The 17,859-nt window shown below is 46.3% G+C and carries 20 protein-coding genes; 6 read left to right on the top strand and 14 right to left on the bottom strand.

Annotation, left to right across the window (positions count from 1 at the left end; translation table 11 throughout):
- Window positions 1-26: 26 nt before the first annotated feature.
- The 4 genes from grxD to hemA form a co-directional block, all read right to left on the bottom strand.
- The gene (gene grxD, locus ICE89_RS07510; RefSeq protein WP_216263334.1) at window positions 27-335 is read right to left on the bottom strand and encodes a Grx4 family monothiol glutaredoxin; all 309 of its coding nucleotides are present in this window, start codon (window positions 333-335) and stop codon (window positions 27-29) included.
- A 108-nt stretch (window positions 336-443) separates the two neighbouring features.
- Window positions 444-1,286 (bottom strand): peptide chain release factor N(5)-glutamine methyltransferase, encoded by an 843-nt coding sequence (prmC, locus tag ICE89_RS07505; RefSeq protein WP_216265437.1) that lies wholly within the window; start codon window positions 1,284-1,286, stop codon window positions 444-446.
- A 15-nt stretch (window positions 1,287-1,301) separates the two neighbouring features.
- The gene (prfA, locus tag ICE89_RS07500; protein ID WP_216265436.1) at window positions 1,302-2,381 is read right to left on the bottom strand and encodes a peptide chain release factor 1; all 1,080 of its coding nucleotides are present in this window, start codon (window positions 2,379-2,381) and stop codon (window positions 1,302-1,304) included.
- Window positions 2,382-3,698 carry a glutamyl-tRNA reductase gene (gene hemA, locus ICE89_RS07495; protein ID WP_216265435.1) on the bottom strand — a complete coding sequence of 439 codons (1,317 nt, stop codon included), beginning with the start codon at window positions 3,696-3,698 and terminating at the stop codon, window positions 2,382-2,384.
- A gap of 1 nt (window position 3,699) precedes the next feature.
- Here hemA and ICE89_RS07490 point away from each other — a divergent pair, with 1 nt between their 5' ends.
- Window positions 3,700-3,996: a hypothetical protein gene (locus tag ICE89_RS07490; protein WP_255558751.1), complete on the top strand. Its 297-nt coding sequence runs from the start codon at window positions 3,700-3,702 to the stop codon at window positions 3,994-3,996.
- On the opposite strand, the gene ICE89_RS07485 is transcribed toward ICE89_RS07490, so the two are convergent.
- From ICE89_RS07485 to ICE89_RS07470, 4 genes are read right to left on the bottom strand one after another with little or no spacing between them, the layout of a single operon-like run.
- Window positions 3,985-4,734 carry a uracil-DNA glycosylase gene (locus ICE89_RS07485; RefSeq protein WP_216265434.1) on the bottom strand — a complete coding sequence of 250 codons (750 nt, stop codon included), beginning with the start codon at window positions 4,732-4,734 and terminating at the stop codon, window positions 3,985-3,987. The genes ICE89_RS07490 and ICE89_RS07485 overlap by 12 nt on opposite strands.
- Window positions 4,735-4,740: 6 nt before the next feature.
- On the bottom strand, window positions 4,741-6,522 hold the full coding sequence (locus ICE89_RS07480; protein WP_216265433.1) for a M61 family metallopeptidase: 1,782 nt from the start codon (window positions 6,520-6,522) through the stop codon (window positions 4,741-4,743).
- A gap of 5 nt (window positions 6,523-6,527) precedes the next feature.
- Window positions 6,528-7,244, bottom strand: a complete 717-nt coding sequence (locus ICE89_RS07475; RefSeq protein ID WP_216265432.1) for a DsbC family protein — start codon at window positions 7,242-7,244, stop codon at window positions 6,528-6,530.
- Window positions 7,237-8,502 (bottom strand): FAD-dependent monooxygenase, encoded by a 1,266-nt coding sequence (locus tag ICE89_RS07470; protein ID WP_216265431.1) that lies wholly within the window; start codon window positions 8,500-8,502, stop codon window positions 7,237-7,239. Before ICE89_RS07470 ends, ICE89_RS07475 begins: the two co-directional genes overlap by 8 nt.
- Window positions 8,503-8,542: 40 nt before the next feature.
- On the opposite strand from ICE89_RS07470, the gene ychF reads away from it, so the two are divergent.
- Complete coding sequence (gene ychF, locus ICE89_RS07465; protein ID WP_216263342.1) at window positions 8,543-9,637, top strand: redox-regulated ATPase YchF; 1,095 nt, start codon at window positions 8,543-8,545, stop codon at window positions 9,635-9,637.
- A 71-nt stretch (window positions 9,638-9,708) separates the two neighbouring features.
- Here ychF and ICE89_RS07460 read toward each other — a convergent pair whose 3' ends face one another.
- Window positions 9,709-10,059: a hypothetical protein gene (locus ICE89_RS07460; protein ID WP_216265430.1), complete on the bottom strand. Its 351-nt coding sequence runs from the start codon at window positions 10,057-10,059 to the stop codon at window positions 9,709-9,711.
- Window positions 10,060-10,165: 106 nt separating this feature from the next.
- Between ICE89_RS07460 and ICE89_RS07455 the strand changes: the two genes are divergently transcribed.
- Entirely contained in the window at window positions 10,166-10,735 is a 570-nt protein-coding gene (locus ICE89_RS07455; RefSeq protein WP_255558749.1) for a hypothetical protein, read from the top strand.
- On the opposite strand, the gene trpC is transcribed toward ICE89_RS07455, so the two are convergent.
- Genes trpC through rpe form a run of 5 tightly spaced genes read right to left on the bottom strand, consistent with a single transcriptional unit; the run spans window position 10,716 to window position 15,355 of the window.
- On the bottom strand, window positions 10,716-11,519 hold the full coding sequence (trpC, locus tag ICE89_RS07450; RefSeq protein ID WP_216265429.1) for an indole-3-glycerol phosphate synthase TrpC: 804 nt from the start codon (window positions 11,517-11,519) through the stop codon (window positions 10,716-10,718). The two genes, ICE89_RS07455 and trpC, sit on opposite strands and share 20 nt — an antisense overlap.
- A gap of 10 nt (window positions 11,520-11,529) precedes the next feature.
- Window positions 11,530-12,555: an anthranilate phosphoribosyltransferase gene (gene trpD / locus ICE89_RS07445; RefSeq protein ID WP_216265428.1), complete on the bottom strand. Its 1,026-nt coding sequence runs from the start codon at window positions 12,553-12,555 to the stop codon at window positions 11,530-11,532.
- A gap of 19 nt (window positions 12,556-12,574) precedes the next feature.
- A complete protein-coding gene (locus ICE89_RS07440; protein WP_216263345.1) occupies window positions 12,575-13,141 on the bottom strand; it encodes an aminodeoxychorismate/anthranilate synthase component II in 567 nt (188 codons plus the stop codon).
- Window positions 13,125-14,630 carry an anthranilate synthase component I gene (trpE, locus tag ICE89_RS07435; protein ID WP_216265427.1) on the bottom strand — a complete coding sequence of 502 codons (1,506 nt, stop codon included), beginning with the start codon at window positions 14,628-14,630 and terminating at the stop codon, window positions 13,125-13,127. Before trpE ends, ICE89_RS07440 begins: the two co-directional genes overlap by 17 nt.
- A complete protein-coding gene (gene rpe / locus ICE89_RS07430; RefSeq protein WP_216265426.1) occupies window positions 14,630-15,355 on the bottom strand; it encodes a ribulose-phosphate 3-epimerase in 726 nt (241 codons plus the stop codon). The genes trpE and rpe overlap by 1 nt, the downstream gene beginning before the upstream one ends.
- Window positions 15,356-15,404: 49 nt before the next feature.
- Here rpe and apaG point away from each other — a divergent pair, with 49 nt between their 5' ends.
- The 3 genes from apaG (at window position 15,405) to ICE89_RS07415 (ending at window position 17,843) form a co-directional block, all read left to right on the top strand.
- Window positions 15,405-15,779 carry a Co2+/Mg2+ efflux protein ApaG gene (gene apaG / locus ICE89_RS07425; protein WP_072583449.1) on the top strand — a complete coding sequence of 125 codons (375 nt, stop codon included), beginning with the start codon at window positions 15,405-15,407 and terminating at the stop codon, window positions 15,777-15,779.
- A gap of 130 nt (window positions 15,780-15,909) precedes the next feature.
- A complete protein-coding gene (locus tag ICE89_RS07420) occupies window positions 15,910-17,040 on the top strand; it encodes a murein transglycosylase A (protein WP_216265425.1) in 1,131 nt (376 codons plus the stop codon).
- Window positions 17,041-17,066: 26 nt separating this feature from the next.
- Entirely contained in the window at window positions 17,067-17,843 is a 777-nt protein-coding gene (locus ICE89_RS07415) for an enoyl-CoA hydratase (protein WP_215358906.1), read from the top strand.
- Window positions 17,844-17,859: the final 16 nt, after the last annotated feature.

The raw sequence follows: 17,859 nt of genomic DNA, 5'->3' as shown, positions 1-17,859 counted from the left end.
CTTCAAAATCTCAGCGAAAAACTTGATTAAGCTTTAACGAGTTTTTGAAGTTCACCAGACTGGAACATTTCAGTCATGATGTCAGAGCCACCAATAAATTCACCATTGATATAAAGCTGGGGAATCGTTGGCCAATTTGCAAACTCTTTAATGCCTTGACGAATTCCAGCATCTTCAAGGACGTTCACGGTATGGAGTTTTTCAACACCACTAGCGCGCAAGATATTAATGGCGTTTCCAGAAAATCCGCATTGTGGAAACTGCGCAGTTCCCTTCATGAACAACACCACTGGATGGCTAGTAACGATTTCTTTAATTTGAGCTTGTGAGTCCATATATATTCTTTCTACAAAGTTTCTACTGAGGTAGTCTTATTGCAAAGACGGTTTGAAAATAAGGTTTTATTGATTTTAAGACTTAATGTGAAAAAAGGTTATTTCAACCTATTTTCTGCCCGAGGCGACGCGGTAATGGCCGCCTAAATCCAAATGTGTTTGGACATCCTGAAAACCAGCTTGCTGCATGAGGGCTACAACCGCTTCTGATTGGTCAAAGCCATGCTCAACGGCAAGTAGGCCAGTTGTATTGAGATGGTATTTGGCGCCTGAAATAATGGTTTCTAAGCAGGTAAGTCCGTTGCCATGATCTGTTAGTGCGGAAATTGGCTCAAAGCGAAGGTCGCCTTGGCTTAGATGTGAGTCTTGGGATGGTATGTATGGCGGATTACTAAGAATAATGTCAAAAGAAACACCAGCTTCTATAGCCTCATACCAGCTTCCCTGAAAAAACTGTACTCGAGACTCCACATTCAATATCTTGGAATTTATTTTGGCAATTTCTAGTGCTTCTACGGATTGATCGGTTGCAGTAAGTTGAGCATTTGGAGCATCATGCGCAATTGCCAAAGCAATGGCACCCGAGCCTGTTCCTAAATCCAGAATTTTGGTCGGAGCATCCAAACGTTTGATTTCACGCAAACCAATTTCTACTAAGAGCTCAGTTTCGGGGCGCGGTATCAGCACTCCAGGAGCAACATAAAGCTCAATATTGTGAAAGCCTCTTTTGCCAATCAGATAGGCAATTGGCTCACCCTGAATTCTCTTAGATTCAAGCAATTTCCACTCTTCAAGCGCCTTAGCATTGAGCTCTAGATCATCGCGAGACAGCAGGGCAGAGCGTGGCAGTTGGTAATGCTTTTCAAGGACATAGGCCATTAGAATTTTTGCCTCAGCAGGAGCAAGTACTGATTCACTCAACAGTGAACGTAGGCTTAAATCTTGATTCACGGTTTTGGTGATCGCTTAATTGTCACCAAGGGCAGCAAGTAACTCTGCTTGATGCTCAGATGCAAGAGCATTGCAAAGATCGTCTATATCGCCATCCATCATGGCATCAATTTTATAAAGAGTGAGATTGATGCGGTGGTCGGTGATGCGGCCTTGTGGGAAGTTGTAGGTGCGAATGCGATCGCTGCGATCGCCCGATCCAACCAGCGACTTCCTAGTCTGCGCCTCAAGCTGATGTTTCTCGCGCTCTCTAGCATCCATGATGCGAGAAACCAATACCTTCATGGCTTGTTCACGATTGCGGTGTTGGCTGCGATCGTCTTGGCACTCAACTACGGTGCCTGTTGGCAGGTGAGTAATGCGGACTGCAGAATCCGTTTTATTAATATGCTGACCACCAGCACCTGAGGCGCGGAAGGTATCAATACGCAACTCTGCGGGATTAATTTTGACCGCCTCCAGTTCATCTGCTTCTGGCATGACTGCCACAGTACAGGCTGATGTATGAATGCGACCCTGCGTTTCGGTTTGTGGAACACGCTGTACGCGATGACCACCAGATTCAAACTTGAGTCGTGAGTAAACAGACTGACCGACGAGGCGAAGAACAACTTCTTTGTATCCACCCAAATCAGATTCAGCAGCGCTGACCATTTCTACTTTCCAGCCTTGGCGTTCAGCGAAGCGGCTATACATGCGTAGTAGATCACCAGCAAAGAGTGCGCTCTCGTCACCACCGGTGCCGGCACGAATCTCTAAGAAAACATTGCGATCATCATTTTCATCTTTAGGAAGCAGGAGCTTTTGTAATGTGCCTGCAAGCTCTTCCATCGTAGCCAAAGCCTGTTTCTGCTCATCATCGGCAAAGTCCTTCATCTCAGGATCTTTGCGCATTTCCTCGGCCGCTTGTGCATCTGCCTCAGCTTGCTTGTATAGGCCAAACTGCTCTACTACGGTAGCGATATCGGAATGTTCACGCGTGAGCTTCCGATAAGCATCCATGTCTTTGGTTGCTTCTTCGGAGGTTAATAAGGAGTTAAGTTCGGCTAAGCGCGTGTCTAGGTGGTCTAGCTTAGCCCGCATGCTGGGCTTCATCTAATGGTCTTCTGGCTTGGAATGCGAGGCGAATAGTTTGGGTAACAACTTAATCAAGGCGTCACGCTCAGCGCCATTAGAGTGTTGCAATGCATGGAGTGAGCCATGCAGAAATTTATTGGTTAGGCCTTGTGCCATGGCATTGAGAACTTCTTGTGGATCATCGCCACGCATCAAGCGTTTCATTGCGCGCTCGAGTTCAAGCTGACGCAAACGTTCACCTTGCTGCTGAATATCCTGAATCAGTGGAACAGCATTACGACCTTGCATCCAATGCATAAAGTTACCAACACGATCTTCGATGATCGCTTCAGCTTGGCTTACTGCCGCTTGACGTAAGTTGGCACCAGTCTGAATCATCTTTCCTAAGTCGTCAACGGTATAGAGGTAGATGTCATCTAATCGAGAAATCTCAGGTTCAAAATCCCGCGGCACTGCTAAATCAATCATCACCATGGGCTTGTGGCGACGCTGTTTCAGGGCGCTCTCCACCATGCCAAGGCCAATAATGGGCAGGGATGATGCCGTACTAGAAACAATAATGTCAAACTCATGTAGGCGCCCTGGTAGCTCTGAGAGCTTAAAGGATTCAGCTCCAACATCTTGTGCAGAAATGGAATCCGCAAGTTCCTGACCGCGCTCTATAGTGCGGTTAGCAATTGCTACAGTTTTTGGTTTGCGCGCAACAAAATGCGTTGCGCATAAGGTGATCATTTCACCAGCACCGATAAACAGAATCTTTTGATCTGCAATTTTTTCAAAGATACGCTCTGATAGGCGAACAGAAGCTGCAGCCATTGAAATAGAGTGTGCACCGATTTCAGTAGAGCCGCGCACTTCTTTAGCGACTGCAAACGTTTTCTGGAAAAGTTGGTTGAGATAGGTTCCCAATACACCAGCATCATTTGCGGTGCGAACCGCATCTTTCATCTGACCTAAGATTTGTGTTTCACCAATTACCATGGAATCTAAACCACACGCAACTCTGAAGGCGTGTCGCACTGCATCTGATTGCGGTAATGAGTAAATGTGAGGCTCAAGACTGCTTGGTGCAAGCTGTTGAGTTTTGGCTAACCAATCGAAAGTAGCTTCATGCAAAAGACCTGCGGCGCTGGCATCATTTGCGGCACAGTAGACCTCAGTGCGGTTGCAGGTTGACAAAATTGTGGCTTCGGGCAGCCCGGCCTGATTCGCGCCAACTAAATGTTGGCGAAGATCGTGCAACGCTTCTTGAAGAAATTCAGGGTCAAAGGCGACCTTTTCCCGAATGGCGACCGGCGCTGTGTGATGATTGATGCCGAGTGTCAACAACTTCATAATGGCAATTATAGATTTGATGGCAGTATTAATGGGGGTATCAATGGGGTTTTTGGCTTTTCTGGTGATTGGGGGTGTTTCTGGGGTGTCAGCCTGGATTTTTTACCCCGGAGCTTCTGATGGGGTCAAGCCCGGCAGGATTCTGATGGCCTTCTTGCTGGGATTTATTGCGGCAGCAGCTAGTTCGTATGCAGGGCAATACTGGGAGCTTTTCCAATCCGGGCAAATCTTAGAGTGGGCCAGCGCTATTTTTGCTGCCTGTGCAGTCGGATGTGTTTTTACTGCTTTAGCTAAATAAGTCGGCCTGACTGTTCTCCACCCACTGAATAGGTGCGCTCTTTTGCTCAATCAGCCATTGATTGGCTGTAGTGAAGTGATTGCAACTGGCCTTACCTCCAGGCTCCAAAAAAGGCTTATTCGTCTTGTATACGCCAAGTCCAGATGGATGGGAAGATTGCAAGATCAAAGGATTCTGACCCACTTCAATGAGTGGCAGCTTAGATTGGGCATGACCACCCCATAGCATCCAAACTAAATGCGGCCTAGCTTTTGATAAAGCGCCGATCAAATGATCAATGAAGCTTTTCCATCCCAGCCCCGTATGACTGCCAGCCTCGCCCAATTTGACACTCAAAGCTGTATTGAGAAGTAGCACTCCTTGCTCGGCCCAATTGTGTAGATCGCCATTTGGTAAACACCCAAAACCTTCTAATGCAAATGCTTTACTGATGTTGCGTAGTGAGCTGGGAAATTCTCGTGAATTGACTGCAATCTCAGCGGGAATAGAAAAGGCTAGTCCTTGAGCCAGCCCTGGTGAGTGATAAGGATCTTGGCCCAAGATCACTACCTTTACTGAATCAACGGGGCAAAGTTTGAGGGCTTTAAAAAAGTTCTGAGGCTCGGGTCGAACAACTTCAGTATCAAGAGCAGTCTGCAAATTTTTTTCTAGTGAACACCAATCTACTGACTCGAAATAATTCCCCAGTAATTCTTGCCAATCCTTTGGGATATCGTCTTTTGAAAATAGTGCTTTCAATTTCGATCAGACATCTTTCTTAGGTGTCAGTTCATATTGCACAGGTAGCTGGGCAGATTGCATTGAAACCATGCGCTCATGCTCTAGATCATCGCGATAGAAAGTAATGCGGGCATGGGAGTTTTCAGAAAGGCTGCCTAAGATTCTGTCCCAGCGGGCGCCAGTGACACGCTGCCCATCAATACTGGCTAGTAAATCACCGGCTGATAGACCTGCTGCTTGAGCAATCCCGCCATCAAGCACATGGGTAACCTTAAGCCAGCCATTGGCGTCTGTATGGCGCATCCCAAACTGTAGCTTGAGTTTTTCCAGCGTAGATTGAGATTTTGTTTTTACAGAAATCAGATTTGAGCCAATCCATTCTTGCAGCGGAATATCTTCTGTACCAAAAATATAGCGAGCCTTCATTTCATTCCAGATTTTGCTAAAGCTATTACCTAGCAATTCAAAAATCAAATCATCTAACCCGTCTTCTGTAATGCCGTCCAAGGTGATGCCATGCCTATTCCAAAGTAGGCGCATGAGGTCATCTAGAGACTGTTTATTTTTAGTGAATGCCCGAATCTGCAGATCAAGACCAAGTGCAACTAATGCACCTTTACCGTAGTAGCTGACAACCGTATTTGGGGTGTTCTCATCCGCTTGGTAATACTTGGTCCAGGCATCAAAAGAGCTGTCAGCTAGGCTTTGCTTGTGGCGCCCAGGGCCGCGCAAGATCCCGTTCCAGTTATCCGCTACGAGTTTTAGATAAGTCTTGAGGTCAATTCGTTTACTACGCAGAAGTTGGAGATCGTCGTAGTAACTGGTAAAGCCTTCAAACACCCACAGTAAGCGAGTGTGATTACGCTTGGCCAGATCATATGGTTGAAAGGCTTTTGGCTGAATGCGCTTAACCAGCCATGCGTGAAAATACTCGTGACAACACAAACCCAAGAATTCTCTATATGCAGATTCTTCAAAGAGAATATTTTCTTGGGGAATTTGATCGCGCCTGCAGAGTAGTGCAGTGCTATTACGATGCTCAAGACCACCATAGCCATTTAATACCGCATTGACTAAGAAAAGATATTCACTAAAAGGGGCACGCTTAGATTTTGGCTCGAAGAGATCAATAGTGCTGGTGCAGATTGCTTGTAAATCTTGTGCAAGACGCTTGGCGTCAACAATATGATTGCATCCCTGTATGGCCATGCGATGTGCTACACCATTTGACTTCCAGTGCACGAGCTGGAACTCGCCCATAGCTATAGGGTGATCCAATAAATCATCGTAATTTTGTGCCAGATAAAAACCAAATCCACGCTTATCTGTCTTGGCTGCTCTCAAGGTGGTTTGAACTATCCAGTGATCCGCGAAGGCAAGTTCTGGCGCCGTGATAGCGAGTGAGCAAGGCAAATGCTCTTGTCCTTTGACGGCTAGACATAGGCTGGTAGCGTTAAAGAAGGCGCTCTCGGTATCCAGATACGCAGCACGTACTGAAGAATCAAAAGCATAAACAATGCTGAGCACCTCTATCGGACCATTGCATTGTGGTAAGCGCCAATGGTCATTATCAATACGTTCGAGCGTTATTTTTTTCTTAGCGCCTTCTACTGAAAATGCTTCAATTGACTCGACATGTTTACTGAAATCACGAATTAAATAACTACCCGGAATCCAGGTCGGTATTTGCAGCAATTGACCATCGGGATCGGGATTGGCAATATGCAGCTTGACGCGATAGCGATGGCCATGGAGGTCTGCCGGCCAGACCGTATATTGGATTGCGGGTAAGTCGGCATGGTTCATGATATTTATTTCAGAGAGCTAAATTTCTTTTCGATATCAGTAATTTGTACTGCGCCAGGGAAGCGACTGCCATCAGTGAAGAATAAAGTCGGCGTGCCCGTGATTCCATAGGTCTTTGCGAAAGCCATATTTTTATCTAGTGGTGTACTGCACTCCCCCTTGCCGCTGGGTGCAATGCCATTCACCATCCAGTCAATATACGTCTTATAGGGATCAGAAGAACACCAAACTTGCTTCGACTTTTGTGCAGAATCGGGCGATAGGATTGGAATTAAATAGGTGTAGATGGTGACGTTATCAAGCTGCTGCAGGGATTTCTCTAGACGCTTGCAATAGCCACAGTTTGGATCGGAGAAGACTGCTAGCTGGCGACTACCATTGCCACGAACATTTTTAATTGCGTTGGCAGTAGTCAATTCACTCCATTTAATGCGGTTTAAGTCTGCTTGTCTTTGCTCGGTAATATTTTTACCGGATGCGAGCTCAATGATTTCTCCTTGAATCAGGTACTTCCCCGAGGTATCGGTATAAAAAATATCATTGCCAACTAGTACTTCATAAAGGCCGGAAATTGGAGCTGGTGAAACACTTTTCACTTTGGCATTTGTGCCTAACTTCTTTTGGATCTCAGTCTTCAATTGCTGTTCTTGTTGTGCATGAAGTGGGGTAGTGCAAATCAGGGCGGCGCCAATGAATGCAATCGCAGATAACAATTTATTCAAAATCAATCTCTCCTAAAGCGCGTTCAATTAAGCGCTGTTTTATAAAGTGGCTTTTATTTACAAGACCTAAGCCCCAGTTACGGAGCTGGCGTTCAGTACTGCTGCTTGCAGAAAATAATTTCTTGAGTTTATCGGTCAACCACAAGAGTGCGCTAGTGTCGCCTTGACGTTGTCGTTCGTAGCGCCTTAGTAATACCAGGTCACTAGGTGTGCGGAACGATTCACGCTTGCCCAAAATATTCAGTAGTACCGCAACATCTCGAAGCCCCAAATTCAGGCCTTGCCCAGCTAGTGGATGCATGACATGGGCGGCATCACCAATGAGCACAACCTTCGGAGAGGAGTCTGGCCCGATAAATCGTTTGGCTCGAATCTTTCTTAAAGGTAACGCTGCTGGTACTGAGTTCAGAGTCAGCGCACCTAATTGTTTGGCAATTGCACCATTAGCAATGGATGAGAATTGATCTACCCATTGCGCTTGATCTAGTTTTAATAAATCAGCTGCTTGTTCTGGGGAAGTAGACCAAACCATCGACACTTGTTTTCCTGGCAAGGGCAGCATGGCCACAATATCGCCGCCTGGCAAAAACCATTGGAAGGCAGTTTCTAGATGGGGATATTCACAGAGCCAATTGGCAACGACGGCACTTTGCGAATAACTTTCTTCGCTTGCATTAATGCCGAGTTCATTGCGAATCGGTGAGTTGGCACCATCAGCGGCAATTACGAGTTGCGCACGAATGCCCCCACCGTTCTTTAAATACAGTGTGCTTCCATCAGCATCCACCTGAATTTTTTCTACAACATCATTAATCCGTTCTAACTTATTCTGAAAACGCGATGCTTGATCGATAGTGTGCTCAATTAAATTGGCCTCTCCAATCCAGGCGAGTTGTGGGGTTCCCGCTTCAAATGCAGAAAGATGGAGTTGATCATTTTTCTCGCCGCGATCACCGTAGATGCGCATATCTCTGACTGCTTGCAGGCGACTATGATCAATTGCATCCCAAATGTGCAAATGGGCTAGTAATTTTTGGGTGCTAGGCGAAAAGGCGTAGATTCTTTGGCCCCATTGAGCCCCTTGCGGGCTTGAGACGCTTTGTCCTAAATCAGGGGCAATTTCAAGGGTTTGTAAGCCAAGTTGGGCTAGGCCTAGGGCGCAAGCCTTGCCAGTAATGCCTCCGCCGACCACAACAACGTCAACTGTGCGGATTTGGGCGGGTGATTTGGGCGGGTGATTTGAGTGAACTTCTGACATAACTCGATGATATCGAAACCAGCCCCTTTACAATAACGCTATGTCTTTGAAATGTGGCATCGTCGGCCTGCCTAACGTCGGCAAATCTACCCTCTTTAATGCGCTTACCAAGGCTGGAATCGCAGCGGAAAACTATCCTTTCTGCACGATCGAGCCTAATGTGGGCGTTGTTGAGGTTCCTGACCCCCGTCTAGCCGCTTTGGCTGAGATCGTGAAGCCTGAGCGCATCCTGCCTGCAGCAGTCGAATTTGTCGATATTGCTGGTTTGGTAGCTGGCGCCTCAAAAGGTGAAGGTCTTGGCAATCAGTTTTTAGCGAATATTCGTGAAACGGATGCTATTACCCATGTCGTCCGGTGTTTCGAAGATCCCAACGTCATCCACGTTGCCGGGAAAATCGATCCCATTGCTGACATTGGTGTGATTGATACCGAATTGGCTTTGTCTGATTTGGCGACGGTTGAAAAAACCCTGAATCGCTCAAGCAAGGCTGCTAAGTCTGGCAATGATAAAGAGGCTGCTGCCTTGGTTGCTGTTCTGACCAAAGTTCAGACTCATCTAGATTCTGCTCTGCCAGTGCGCAGTTTGAATCTGAGTGACGACGAAAAATTATTGATTAAACCGTTGTGTTTAATTACTGCTAAGCCTGCGATGTATGTTGCAAACGTCAAAGAAGATGGCTTCTCAGATAACCCACACCTCGAGGCGGTGAAGCAACATGCGGCAAAAGAAAATGCTCCAGTCGTTGCTGTATGCGCTGCGATTGAAGCTGAGATCGCTGACTTAGAAGAAGCAGACAAGATTGAATTCTTGGCTGACTTAGGAATGGAAGAGCCAGGCTTAGATCGGGTGATTCGTGCGGGTTATTCATTGCTTGGTTTACAAACCTATTTCACGGCAGGAGTTAAAGAGGTTCGCGCTTGGACTATCCATGTTGGAGATACAGCGCCTCAAGCTGCTGGCGTGATTCATACAGACTTTGAGCGTGGCTTTATTCGTGCTCAGACAATCTCCTACGAAGATTTTGTGCAGTTCAAAGGAGAGTCTGGTGCCAAGGAAGCCGGTAAGATGCGCGCGGAAGGTAAAGAGTACGTTGTTAAAGATGGAGATGTATTGAACTTCTTGTTTAACGTCTAAAGCTCTCTTATTTCTACCCAATAAAAAAGCCCTTTTCAGGGCTTTTGGCTTATGCAGTGGCGCTGTGACAATTAAGAGGCTTTTGCTGCCTTCTCTAAGTATTTAGAGATTTCTTCATAGCGCTTTAGAGCAATCTTGGTAGGCAACACTTCCTTTTTACGACCATCAGCATTGGCAGCCATTTTGATATAGCCCAAAGCGCTGAGATTTTTAAGTCGACCATGCAAAGTAGCTTGTGAGCCTAGGTCTGAAATGGAGATCAAATCACCAACCAAAATTGCTTGCTTGGCATGGGCACAAGAAACAATCTTATCGAGCAAACTCTCTTCGATGCAGTCCAGCTTCTTACCTGGGTTGATTCGATCGAGAGCATCGATCAAGTTAAGAAATTTGATGTAAGGTGATGATTTAGTGGATGACATATTTAATATTTATTTGTATTAGCTGTAGGGCTAATAATAGTGTATTCCCTTAGTCTGATTTTAGCAATTGATACGTATCAATAAAAATTAATCCATACTAATAACAATGTCTAAATTATTCGCAAGTTATTCGGAATGGATTTTTGGCTGCGCTATTAGTGCGATGGCGTACACACTTCTTTTTTATTGCAACAGCTGGCTTACTAGCAGCATTACTTTTGGCTTAGGTGTGAGTTGGATTTATCTGCCTGCTGGCCTTCGCTTATTTCTGACTTTGATTTTTGGTTTACCCGGCGCCATTGGAATTGCTATAGCCTCATTTTTAATTAGCTATTACGGCGATTTCCCGCACGACTTGACGGTGTGTATTGGGGTTGGATTAATTTCAGGGTTTGCGCCTTACCTGGCTAGATTTTTTGTTTTTAGCAATCTTCGCCTTGAGTCAGACTTAGGTAATCTCAATTTCCCCAAACTCATTGCATGTATTTTGATTTATTCCCTACTTTCGGCGGGACTTCATCAGTGGTGGTTCGCTACGATGACCCTTGAAGATACGGGTAGCGTGAATCACTTTTTAGTGATGTTTATTGGTGATGTGCTGGGTTCGTTGCTTCTGATCTCTTTGATCAAATACTGCTTAGATCTATTGCGAGAGACTAGGAAAACAGCTCACTAAGGGCTGTGCCTGGATCTGTGGCGCGCATAAATGCCTCCCCGACCAGGAATGCGTTGATTTGATTGTTGCGCATGAGCTCTACATCAGTGCGATTCAAGATGCCAGACTCTGTTACTAAGGTTCTGTTATCCGGAACCATGGACATTAGAGAGAGGGTGGTCTGCAGTGTCACCTCAAAGGTTTTGAGGTTTCGATTGTTAATGCCAAGCAATGAGGTTTTTAGTTCTAGCGCTTGCTCTAATTCTGGGGCATTGTGAACTTCGACTAAAACATCTAGACCTAATTCATGAGCGCAAGCCTCGAGCTCTTTCATTTGATTTAATTCTAGGCAAGCCACGATCAGCAAGATTGCATCGGCGCCAATCGCACGAGCTTCATAGACTTGATACGGATCTATGGTGAAGTCTTTACGCAAAACGGGAATATTGCAGGCCGCACGAGCTTCTTGCAGATAGGCATTACATCCTTGGAAATAATCCACATCAGTCAGAACTGATAGACAAGCTGCACCATGTTTTTCGTAGGACTGGGCAATATCTGCTGGAACGAAGTTATCGCGCAAAATGCCTTTGCTTGGACTTGCCTTTTTGATTTCAGTAATGACTCCTGCCTTGCCAGCGGAAATCTTGTTTTCAATAGCCTGAATAAAGCCTCTTGGCTTTAAAGGAGCGTCACGATTATTGGCTTCGGCTTGCTCACGTTGATTAGCAAGCGATATTTTCTGCAGGCAATTAGCCACTTCAATCTTTTTGGTGGCAACAATTTTATTGAGGATATCGCTCATGAATAATCAATTATTGAGATTGGGTTGCTGCAACAAAAGCATCTAACTTTTGACGGGCTGCTCCAGAGGTGATGGCTGTTTTAGCCAGGGCAATACCGCTAGCAATGTCTTTGGCTACTCCAGCTACATAGAGCGTGGCTCCAGCATTAAGGCAGACGATATCGCTTGCGGGCCCTGGTTTACCATCGAGCACATCTAATACGATTTGTTTGGATTCTTCTGCATTGGCCACTTTAAAGCTATTGGTAGGGGCAGTATTGAATCCAAAATCTTTTGGATGAATTTCATATTCGCGTACTAAGCCATCTTTTAGTTCGCCTACCAAGGTTGGGCCCTCTAAAGAAATCTCATCAAGCCCATCGCGCCCATAAACGACTAGCGCATGTTCCATTCCTAAGGCTTGTAATACGCGCACCTGAATGCCGACTAGGTCAGCATGAAATACGCCCATCAAAATCCGCTTGGCATCAGCTGGGTTAGTGAGAGGGCCCAGGATATTGAAGATAGTCCGGACACCAAGTTGCTTGCGAATAGGCACTACGTTCTTCATCGCAGGATGATGATTCGGAGCAAACATGAATCCTGCGCCTACTGTTGAAATACACGTGGCGACTTGCTCGGCGGATAGAGTCAGATTTACGCCAAGCGCTTCTAAAACATCTGCGCTACCTGATTTGCTGCTCACACTGCGATTGCCATGTTTAGCAATTTTTGCGCCTGCACCGGCAGCCACAAACATCGCTGCAGTAGAGATATTGAATGTATGGGCACCATCACCACCTGTGCCCACCACATCTACCAAATGACTACGGTCATCCACCTTTACAGAGGTGGCAAACTCGCGCATCACTTGTGCAGCAGCAGCAATCTCGCCAACGGTTTCTTTTTTAGTGCGCAAGGCAACCAACAATCCAGCCACCAACTCTGGTGCCATTTCACCGCTCATGATGAGCCTCATCATGGCTGTCATTTCATCATGAAATAGTTCCCGATGTTCAATGCAGCGTTGTAAAGCTTCTTGCGGAGTAATTGACATAGCGCTGTTAGCAGACTGTTTATTTGTTTTGTAAAAAATTCTTGAGCAGAGCATGCCCATGCTCAGAAAGAATAGATTCTGGGTGGAATTGCACGCCCTCAACTGCTAGTTCTTTGTGGCGTACGCCCATGATCTCGCCATCGGATGAGGTTGCAGTCACCTCAAGCATTGCTGGTAGTGAGTTTTTCTCAATGGCCAGTGAGTGGTAGCGGGTCACCTTAAATGGATCGGGCAAATTTTTAAACACACCTAAACCAGTGTGATGAATGCTGTCGGTCTTGCCATGCATGACTTTTTGGGCGCGAATGACTTTTCCACCGAATGCTTCGCCGATAGCTTGGTGCCCCAAACAAACGCCAAGGATCGGAATTTGACCTGCGTAATGCTTGATGGTTTCGACTGAAATACCTGCCTCAGAAGGGCTGCATGGCCCAGGTGAGATGCAAATGCGTGCTGGATTCAGTTTGGCAATATCTTCCACTGCAATTTCATCATTGCGAAAGACTTTGACCTCTTCACCTAGTTCTGCAAAGTATTGAACGAGGTTGTAAGTAAAAGAATCGTAGTTATCAATCATTAGGAGCATCGAGTCCTCCTTGTACTAAATCTGCCGCAGTCAATACCGCGCGAGCCTTGGCTTCAGTTTCTTTCCATTCAGCAGTCGGATCAGAATCAGCCACTACCCCAGCTCCTGCTTGAGAGTGCAGAATGCCATCACGGATCACGCCGGTACGAATGGCAATAGCCACATCCATATCGCCTGAGAAAGACAGGTAACCCACTGCACCACCGTAAACACCCCGCTTCACAATTTCCATTTCATCAATGATTTCCATCGCCCGAATTTTTGGCGCACCTGATAAGGTACCCGCCGGGAAGGTCGCTCGCAATACATCCATATTGCTCATATTGTCCAAAAGATGGCCCTCTACTGAACTCACGATGTGCTGAACGTGGGAGTATTTCTCAATAGACATGGAGTCAGTAACCTTGACTGAGCCAGTTTTGGCAATGCGGCCCACGTCATTACGGGCTAAATCAATCAACATCACATGCTCAGCAATTTCCTTAGGATCAGCCAAGAGCTCCTTAGCTAGGCGCTCATCCTCATCTGGATTGACTCCGCGAGGACGGGTGCCAGCTAGTGGTCTGATAGTGACAATCTTCTCGGCAGCCCGTTTTTCTTGCCGTACCAAAATCTCAGGAGAAGAGCCAACAATTTGCATATCACCAAAGTCATAGAAGTACATGTATGGCGATGGGTTGAGCGAGCGCAAAGCTCTATAAAGGGCTAAAGGTGAATCCGTAAATGGCTTGCTAATGCGCTGACCAATAACTACCTGCATGCAATCGCCGGCCAAAATATATTCTTTAGTTTTGAGTACTGCTTTCTCAAAATCTGCTGCTTTGAATTTACGAATGAGTTCAGTTTTAGCGCTTGGTAAAGATGCCGGCATATTTGCTGGCTTACTGAGGCAGGCGAGTAATTCTTTTAAGCGATCTTGTGCTTTTTCAAAACCATTAGCAATGCCCGGATCTGCATAGACAATCAAATAAATTTTGCCAGCAACGTTATCAATCACTGCCAACTCTTCAGTCAACATGAGTTGAATATCGGGTACACCTAATTCATCTGGAAGTTGATGTTTGGCTAAACGTGACTCGATATAGCGAACAGTGTCATAACCAAAGTAGCCGGCAAGACCACCACAAAAGCGAGGCATGTCAGCTTGCAAGGCCACCTTAAAACGCTTGAAATAAGCATCCACAAAATCGAGTGGATTATCAGTATTTGTCTCAACTACTTTTCCATCAGTCACTACTTCGTTGACTGGTATTGAGGGGGTGCCAACAGTTTTGACAATAGTCCTGGCAGGCAGGCCAATAAAGGAGAAGCGCCCGAAACGCTCGCCACCTAAAACAGACTCTAGCAAGTAAGTATTGGTCTTGCCAAACGCTTGAGTCAGCTTAACGTAGAGTGATAGCGGAGTCTCTAGATCTGCCAGAACTTCTTTGACCAAGGGAATGCGATTGAAACCCTGCTTTGCTAGGGCGTTAAATTCAGCAAGCTGCATTACGCTTTTCCTGACTTTCCTAATTCAGTGCGCATTGCTTGAATTACTTTCGCATAATTTTCTTGTGCGTAAATTGCTGAGCCTGCAACAAAAGTATCTGCGCCTGCTCGTGCTACTTCTGCAATGTTATCGACTTTGATTCCGCCATCTACCTCAAGACGAATATGTCGACCAGTCTCAGCTTGGTAGCGATCAAGACGTGTGCGTACTTGAGCAATCTTATTGAGGGTGCTGGGAATAAATGATTGACCACCAAAGCCTGGGTTGACTGACATCAGCAAAACTAGATCGAGTAATTCCAAAGTGTGCTCGAGATGATCTAGCGGCGTGGCCGGATTCAAAACAAGACCCGCCTGACATCCCTGATCGCGAATCAAGTTCAATGTGCGATTGACATGAGGGCTTGCTTCAGGATGAAAGCTAATTAAATTGGCGCCCGCTTTAGCAAAGTCAGGGACGATACGATCTACCGGCTCAATCATTAAATGCACATCGATCACCGCAGGCTTTCCATCTTTATTTGCATAAGGTCGAATAGCCTCGCAAACCAAGGGACCAATAGTGAGGTTGGGCACATAGTGGTTATCCATCACGTCAAAGTGAATCCAGTCAGCGCCTGCCACTAAAACGTCCTGAACTTCCTTGCCAAGGCAGGCGAAGTCAGCCGACAAAATGGATGGGGCAATAACAAATTGACTATTTGAGGATGATTTTTGGCTTTCCATCCCTAGATTCTAGCTTGCAGTTGGCCTTAGGATGGAGCAGAATTCGTCCATGAATCCTCACGAAATGAGCATTACGGTCAAAGCCCAGTACCTTCCTGAGCAATCTGACCCCGATAACCGCCAATTTGCCTTTGCTTATACGGTAACTATCCGCAATACGGGGACTGCCAGTATTCAGGTGATTGCCCGCCATTGGTTCATTACAGACGGGGATAACGATGTTCAGGAGGTCCGAGGCCTGGGCGTTGTTGGGCAGCAACCGCTATTACGCTCCGGAGAGCACTTTGAGTACACCAGCTGGGCAACATTGCCCACTCCGGCCGGAACGATGCGTGGGGAGTATTTTTGTGTCACTGAGGATGCCCAGTTCTTTCAGGCCCCTATCCCAGAGTTTGCCCTGGTGATGCCACGTACCCTGCATTAACGTAGGGTGGTGAGAATGCTATTTTTTGCCCTTGCCTGTCCAAAGAACAATAAATAACAAAAGTCCTAAGGCAACAGCGCCTTCAAAAACAAACAGTAGCATTGGGTATTCATCGAGTAAATTGGCAATCATGATTTCTAAATTTAAATTAGTTCCGTTAAGTGTATTCGCTATCCTCATGGCCAGCTTGATTGTTGGATGTTCTACGCCCCCCACTCGGGGAACGGGCTATCGCTCAAGCGGTTCTGGTGCTGCACCATCAAGTTATAGCTCCTCGATTGCAAGCTTTAGTGCTGTCTCTTGGCAAGCCTTGCCTGGATGGCAGGAAGACGACTTGTCTCAGGCTTGGCCTGCTTGGTTAAAAAGTTGTGATGCTTTGCGTAAGAAAAGTACTGATGTGAACTGGCGCTCAGCGTGTGCCCAGGCTGGCAATGTATCAAGCCGTGATACGCAGGCTATTCGTAAATATTTTGAAAATAATTTTCAAGCTTATGAAATTCGCAATAGCTCCGGTAGTGACACGGGCTTAATCACGGGTTATTACGAACCAGTAATGAATGGTTCGCAAACTCGTACGAGTACTTATAACGTGCCGCTCTATGGTTACCCTAATGCCTGGCGCAAGTCTAAGCCCAACCCAGGCCCAAGCCGTGCTGAGCTAATGAGCTCTGGTGTCTTGCAGGGTTCTGAAATTGCTTGGGTACAGGATCCAGTAGCAGCAGCGTTCATGCAAATTCAAGGTTCTGGAAAAATTCGTCTTGAGGATGGACGCATTCTGCGTCTGGGTTTTGCAGGTACCAATGATCAGCCTTTTAAATCCTTTGCTCAGTGGTTGTTAGATCATAAAGAAATCACACGTAGTGAAGCGACGATGCAAGGCATCTCACAATGGGCTAAAAGAAATCCCGGCCAAGTAAATGAAATGCTGAACGCCAACCCCCGTTTTGTTTTCTTTAAAGAGTTGCCTGGCAATGTCTCTGCTGATTTAGGCCCCAATGGTGCTCTTGGTGTTCCGCTCACAGCTGAGCGCAGTATTGCAGTCGATTTACAAGCCTTGCCACTGGGCGCGCCTGTCTTTTTAGCAGCCACCAAACCATTAAGTAGTCAGCCTTTGCAAAAGCTGGTGATGGCGCAGGATACGGGTAAAGCAATTGTGGGTGGCGTCAGAGCAGACTACTATTGGGGATCCGGAGATGCTGCTGGAGAGATGGCAGGTCGTATGAAACAAAATGGCAGGATGTGGTTGTTGTTGCCACGTTAATTAATACTTTTCACCGAAAGAAATTCATGAGCTACAAAACTATTTTGACTGAAGTGGATGGTAAGGTTGCCACCATTACTTTGAATCGCCCTGAAGTGTTAAATGCCTTGAACGATCAGCTCATGGAAGAGCTTGGCGCTGCCTTATTAGCATTTGACGCGGACGACAATATTGGTTGCATGATCGTTACTGGCAGTGAAAAGGCATTTGCTGCTGGAGCGGATATTGCTTCAATGGCCAAGTACGGCTTGAAAGATGTTTATCGCGGTGACTTTATTACCCGTAACTGGGAAGAGATCAAAAAAGTACGTAAGCCTGTAATCGCTGCTGTCTCTGGCTATGCCCTTGGTGGTGGCTGTGAGTTGGCCATGATGTGCGACACGATCATGGCGGCGGATAACGCTAAGTTTGCTCAGCCAGAGGTGAAGTTAGGAATCATTCCTGGGGCTGGAGGCACACAACGTTTACCTCGCGCGGTATCCAAAGCAAAAGCGATGGATCTAGCTTTGACGGGCCGCATGATGGATGCCGCTGAAGCTGAGCGCTCTGGTTTGGTTGCAAGGATCTTCCCACAAGCGGATTTGCTGAAAGAAGTTAAAGCAATTGCCAAAGGAATTGCAGATATGCCTTTGTTAACCGCAATGATGGTGAAAGAAAGTATCAACACTGCTTATGAAACCACTTTGTCTGAAGGTATTCATTTTGAGCGCCGCCTCTTTCATGCTTGCTTTGGAACGAATGACCAGAAAGAAGGCATGGCTGCATTCATGGAAAAGCGTCCAGCCAAATTTACCAACTCTTAATTCAATAGTTGAAGAG

Origin of the sequence: Polynucleobacter sp. AP-Kaivos-20-H2 (assembly GCF_018882215.1) — a bacterium.
Taxonomy (GTDB): Bacteria; Pseudomonadota; Gammaproteobacteria; order Burkholderiales; family Burkholderiaceae; genus Polynucleobacter.
This window is presented reverse-complemented; position numbering and strand designations above follow the sequence as displayed.

Bases quoted from the DNA above. Each gene is read 5' to 3' on its own strand.
- ICE89_RS07460 (WP_216265430.1), bottom strand. From the start codon at position 10,059: ATGTCATCCACTAAATCATCACCTTACATCAAATTTCTTAACTTGATC.
- trpE (WP_216265427.1), bottom strand. From the start codon at position 14,630: ATGCAGCTTGCTGAATTTAACGCCCTAGCAAAGCAGGGTTTCAATCGC.
- apaG (WP_072583449.1), top strand. From the start codon at position 15,405: ATGAATCCTCACGAAATGAGCATTACGGTCAAAGCCCAGTACCTTCCT.
- trpD (WP_216265428.1), bottom strand. From the start codon at position 12,555: ATGTCAATTACTCCGCAAGAAGCTTTACAACGCTGCATTGAACATCGG.
- ICE89_RS07415 (WP_215358906.1), top strand. From the start codon at position 17,067: ATGAGCTACAAAACTATTTTGACTGAAGTGGATGGTAAGGTTGCCACC.
- ICE89_RS07490 (WP_255558751.1), top strand. From the start codon at position 3,700: ATGGCAATTATAGATTTGATGGCAGTATTAATGGGGGTATCAATGGGG.
- ICE89_RS07470 (WP_216265431.1), bottom strand. From the start codon at position 8,502: ATGTCAGAAGTTCACTCAAATCACCCGCCCAAATCACCCGCCCAAATC.
- ychF (WP_216263342.1), top strand. From the start codon at position 8,543: ATGTCTTTGAAATGTGGCATCGTCGGCCTGCCTAACGTCGGCAAATCT.
- ICE89_RS07440 (WP_216263345.1), bottom strand. From the start codon at position 13,141: ATGCTCCTAATGATTGATAACTACGATTCTTTTACTTACAACCTCGTT.
- rpe (WP_216265426.1), bottom strand. From the start codon at position 15,355: ATGGAAAGCCAAAAATCATCCTCAAATAGTCAATTTGTTATTGCCCCA.
- prfA (WP_216265436.1), bottom strand. From the start codon at position 2,381: ATGAAGCCCAGCATGCGGGCTAAGCTAGACCACCTAGACACGCGCTTA.
- grxD (WP_216263334.1), bottom strand. From the start codon at position 335: ATGGACTCACAAGCTCAAATTAAAGAAATCGTTACTAGCCATCCAGTG.
- hemA (WP_216265435.1), bottom strand. From the start codon at position 3,698: ATGAAGTTGTTGACACTCGGCATCAATCATCACACAGCGCCGGTCGCC.
- trpC (WP_216265429.1), bottom strand. From the start codon at position 11,519: ATGAGCGATATCCTCAATAAAATTGTTGCCACCAAAAAGATTGAAGTG.
- ICE89_RS07455 (WP_255558749.1), top strand. From the start codon at position 10,166: ATGTCTAAATTATTCGCAAGTTATTCGGAATGGATTTTTGGCTGCGCT.
- ICE89_RS07420 (WP_216265425.1), top strand. From the start codon at position 15,910: ATGATTTCTAAATTTAAATTAGTTCCGTTAAGTGTATTCGCTATCCTC.
- ICE89_RS07480 (WP_216265433.1), bottom strand. From the start codon at position 6,522: ATGAACCATGCCGACTTACCCGCAATCCAATATACGGTCTGGCCGGCA.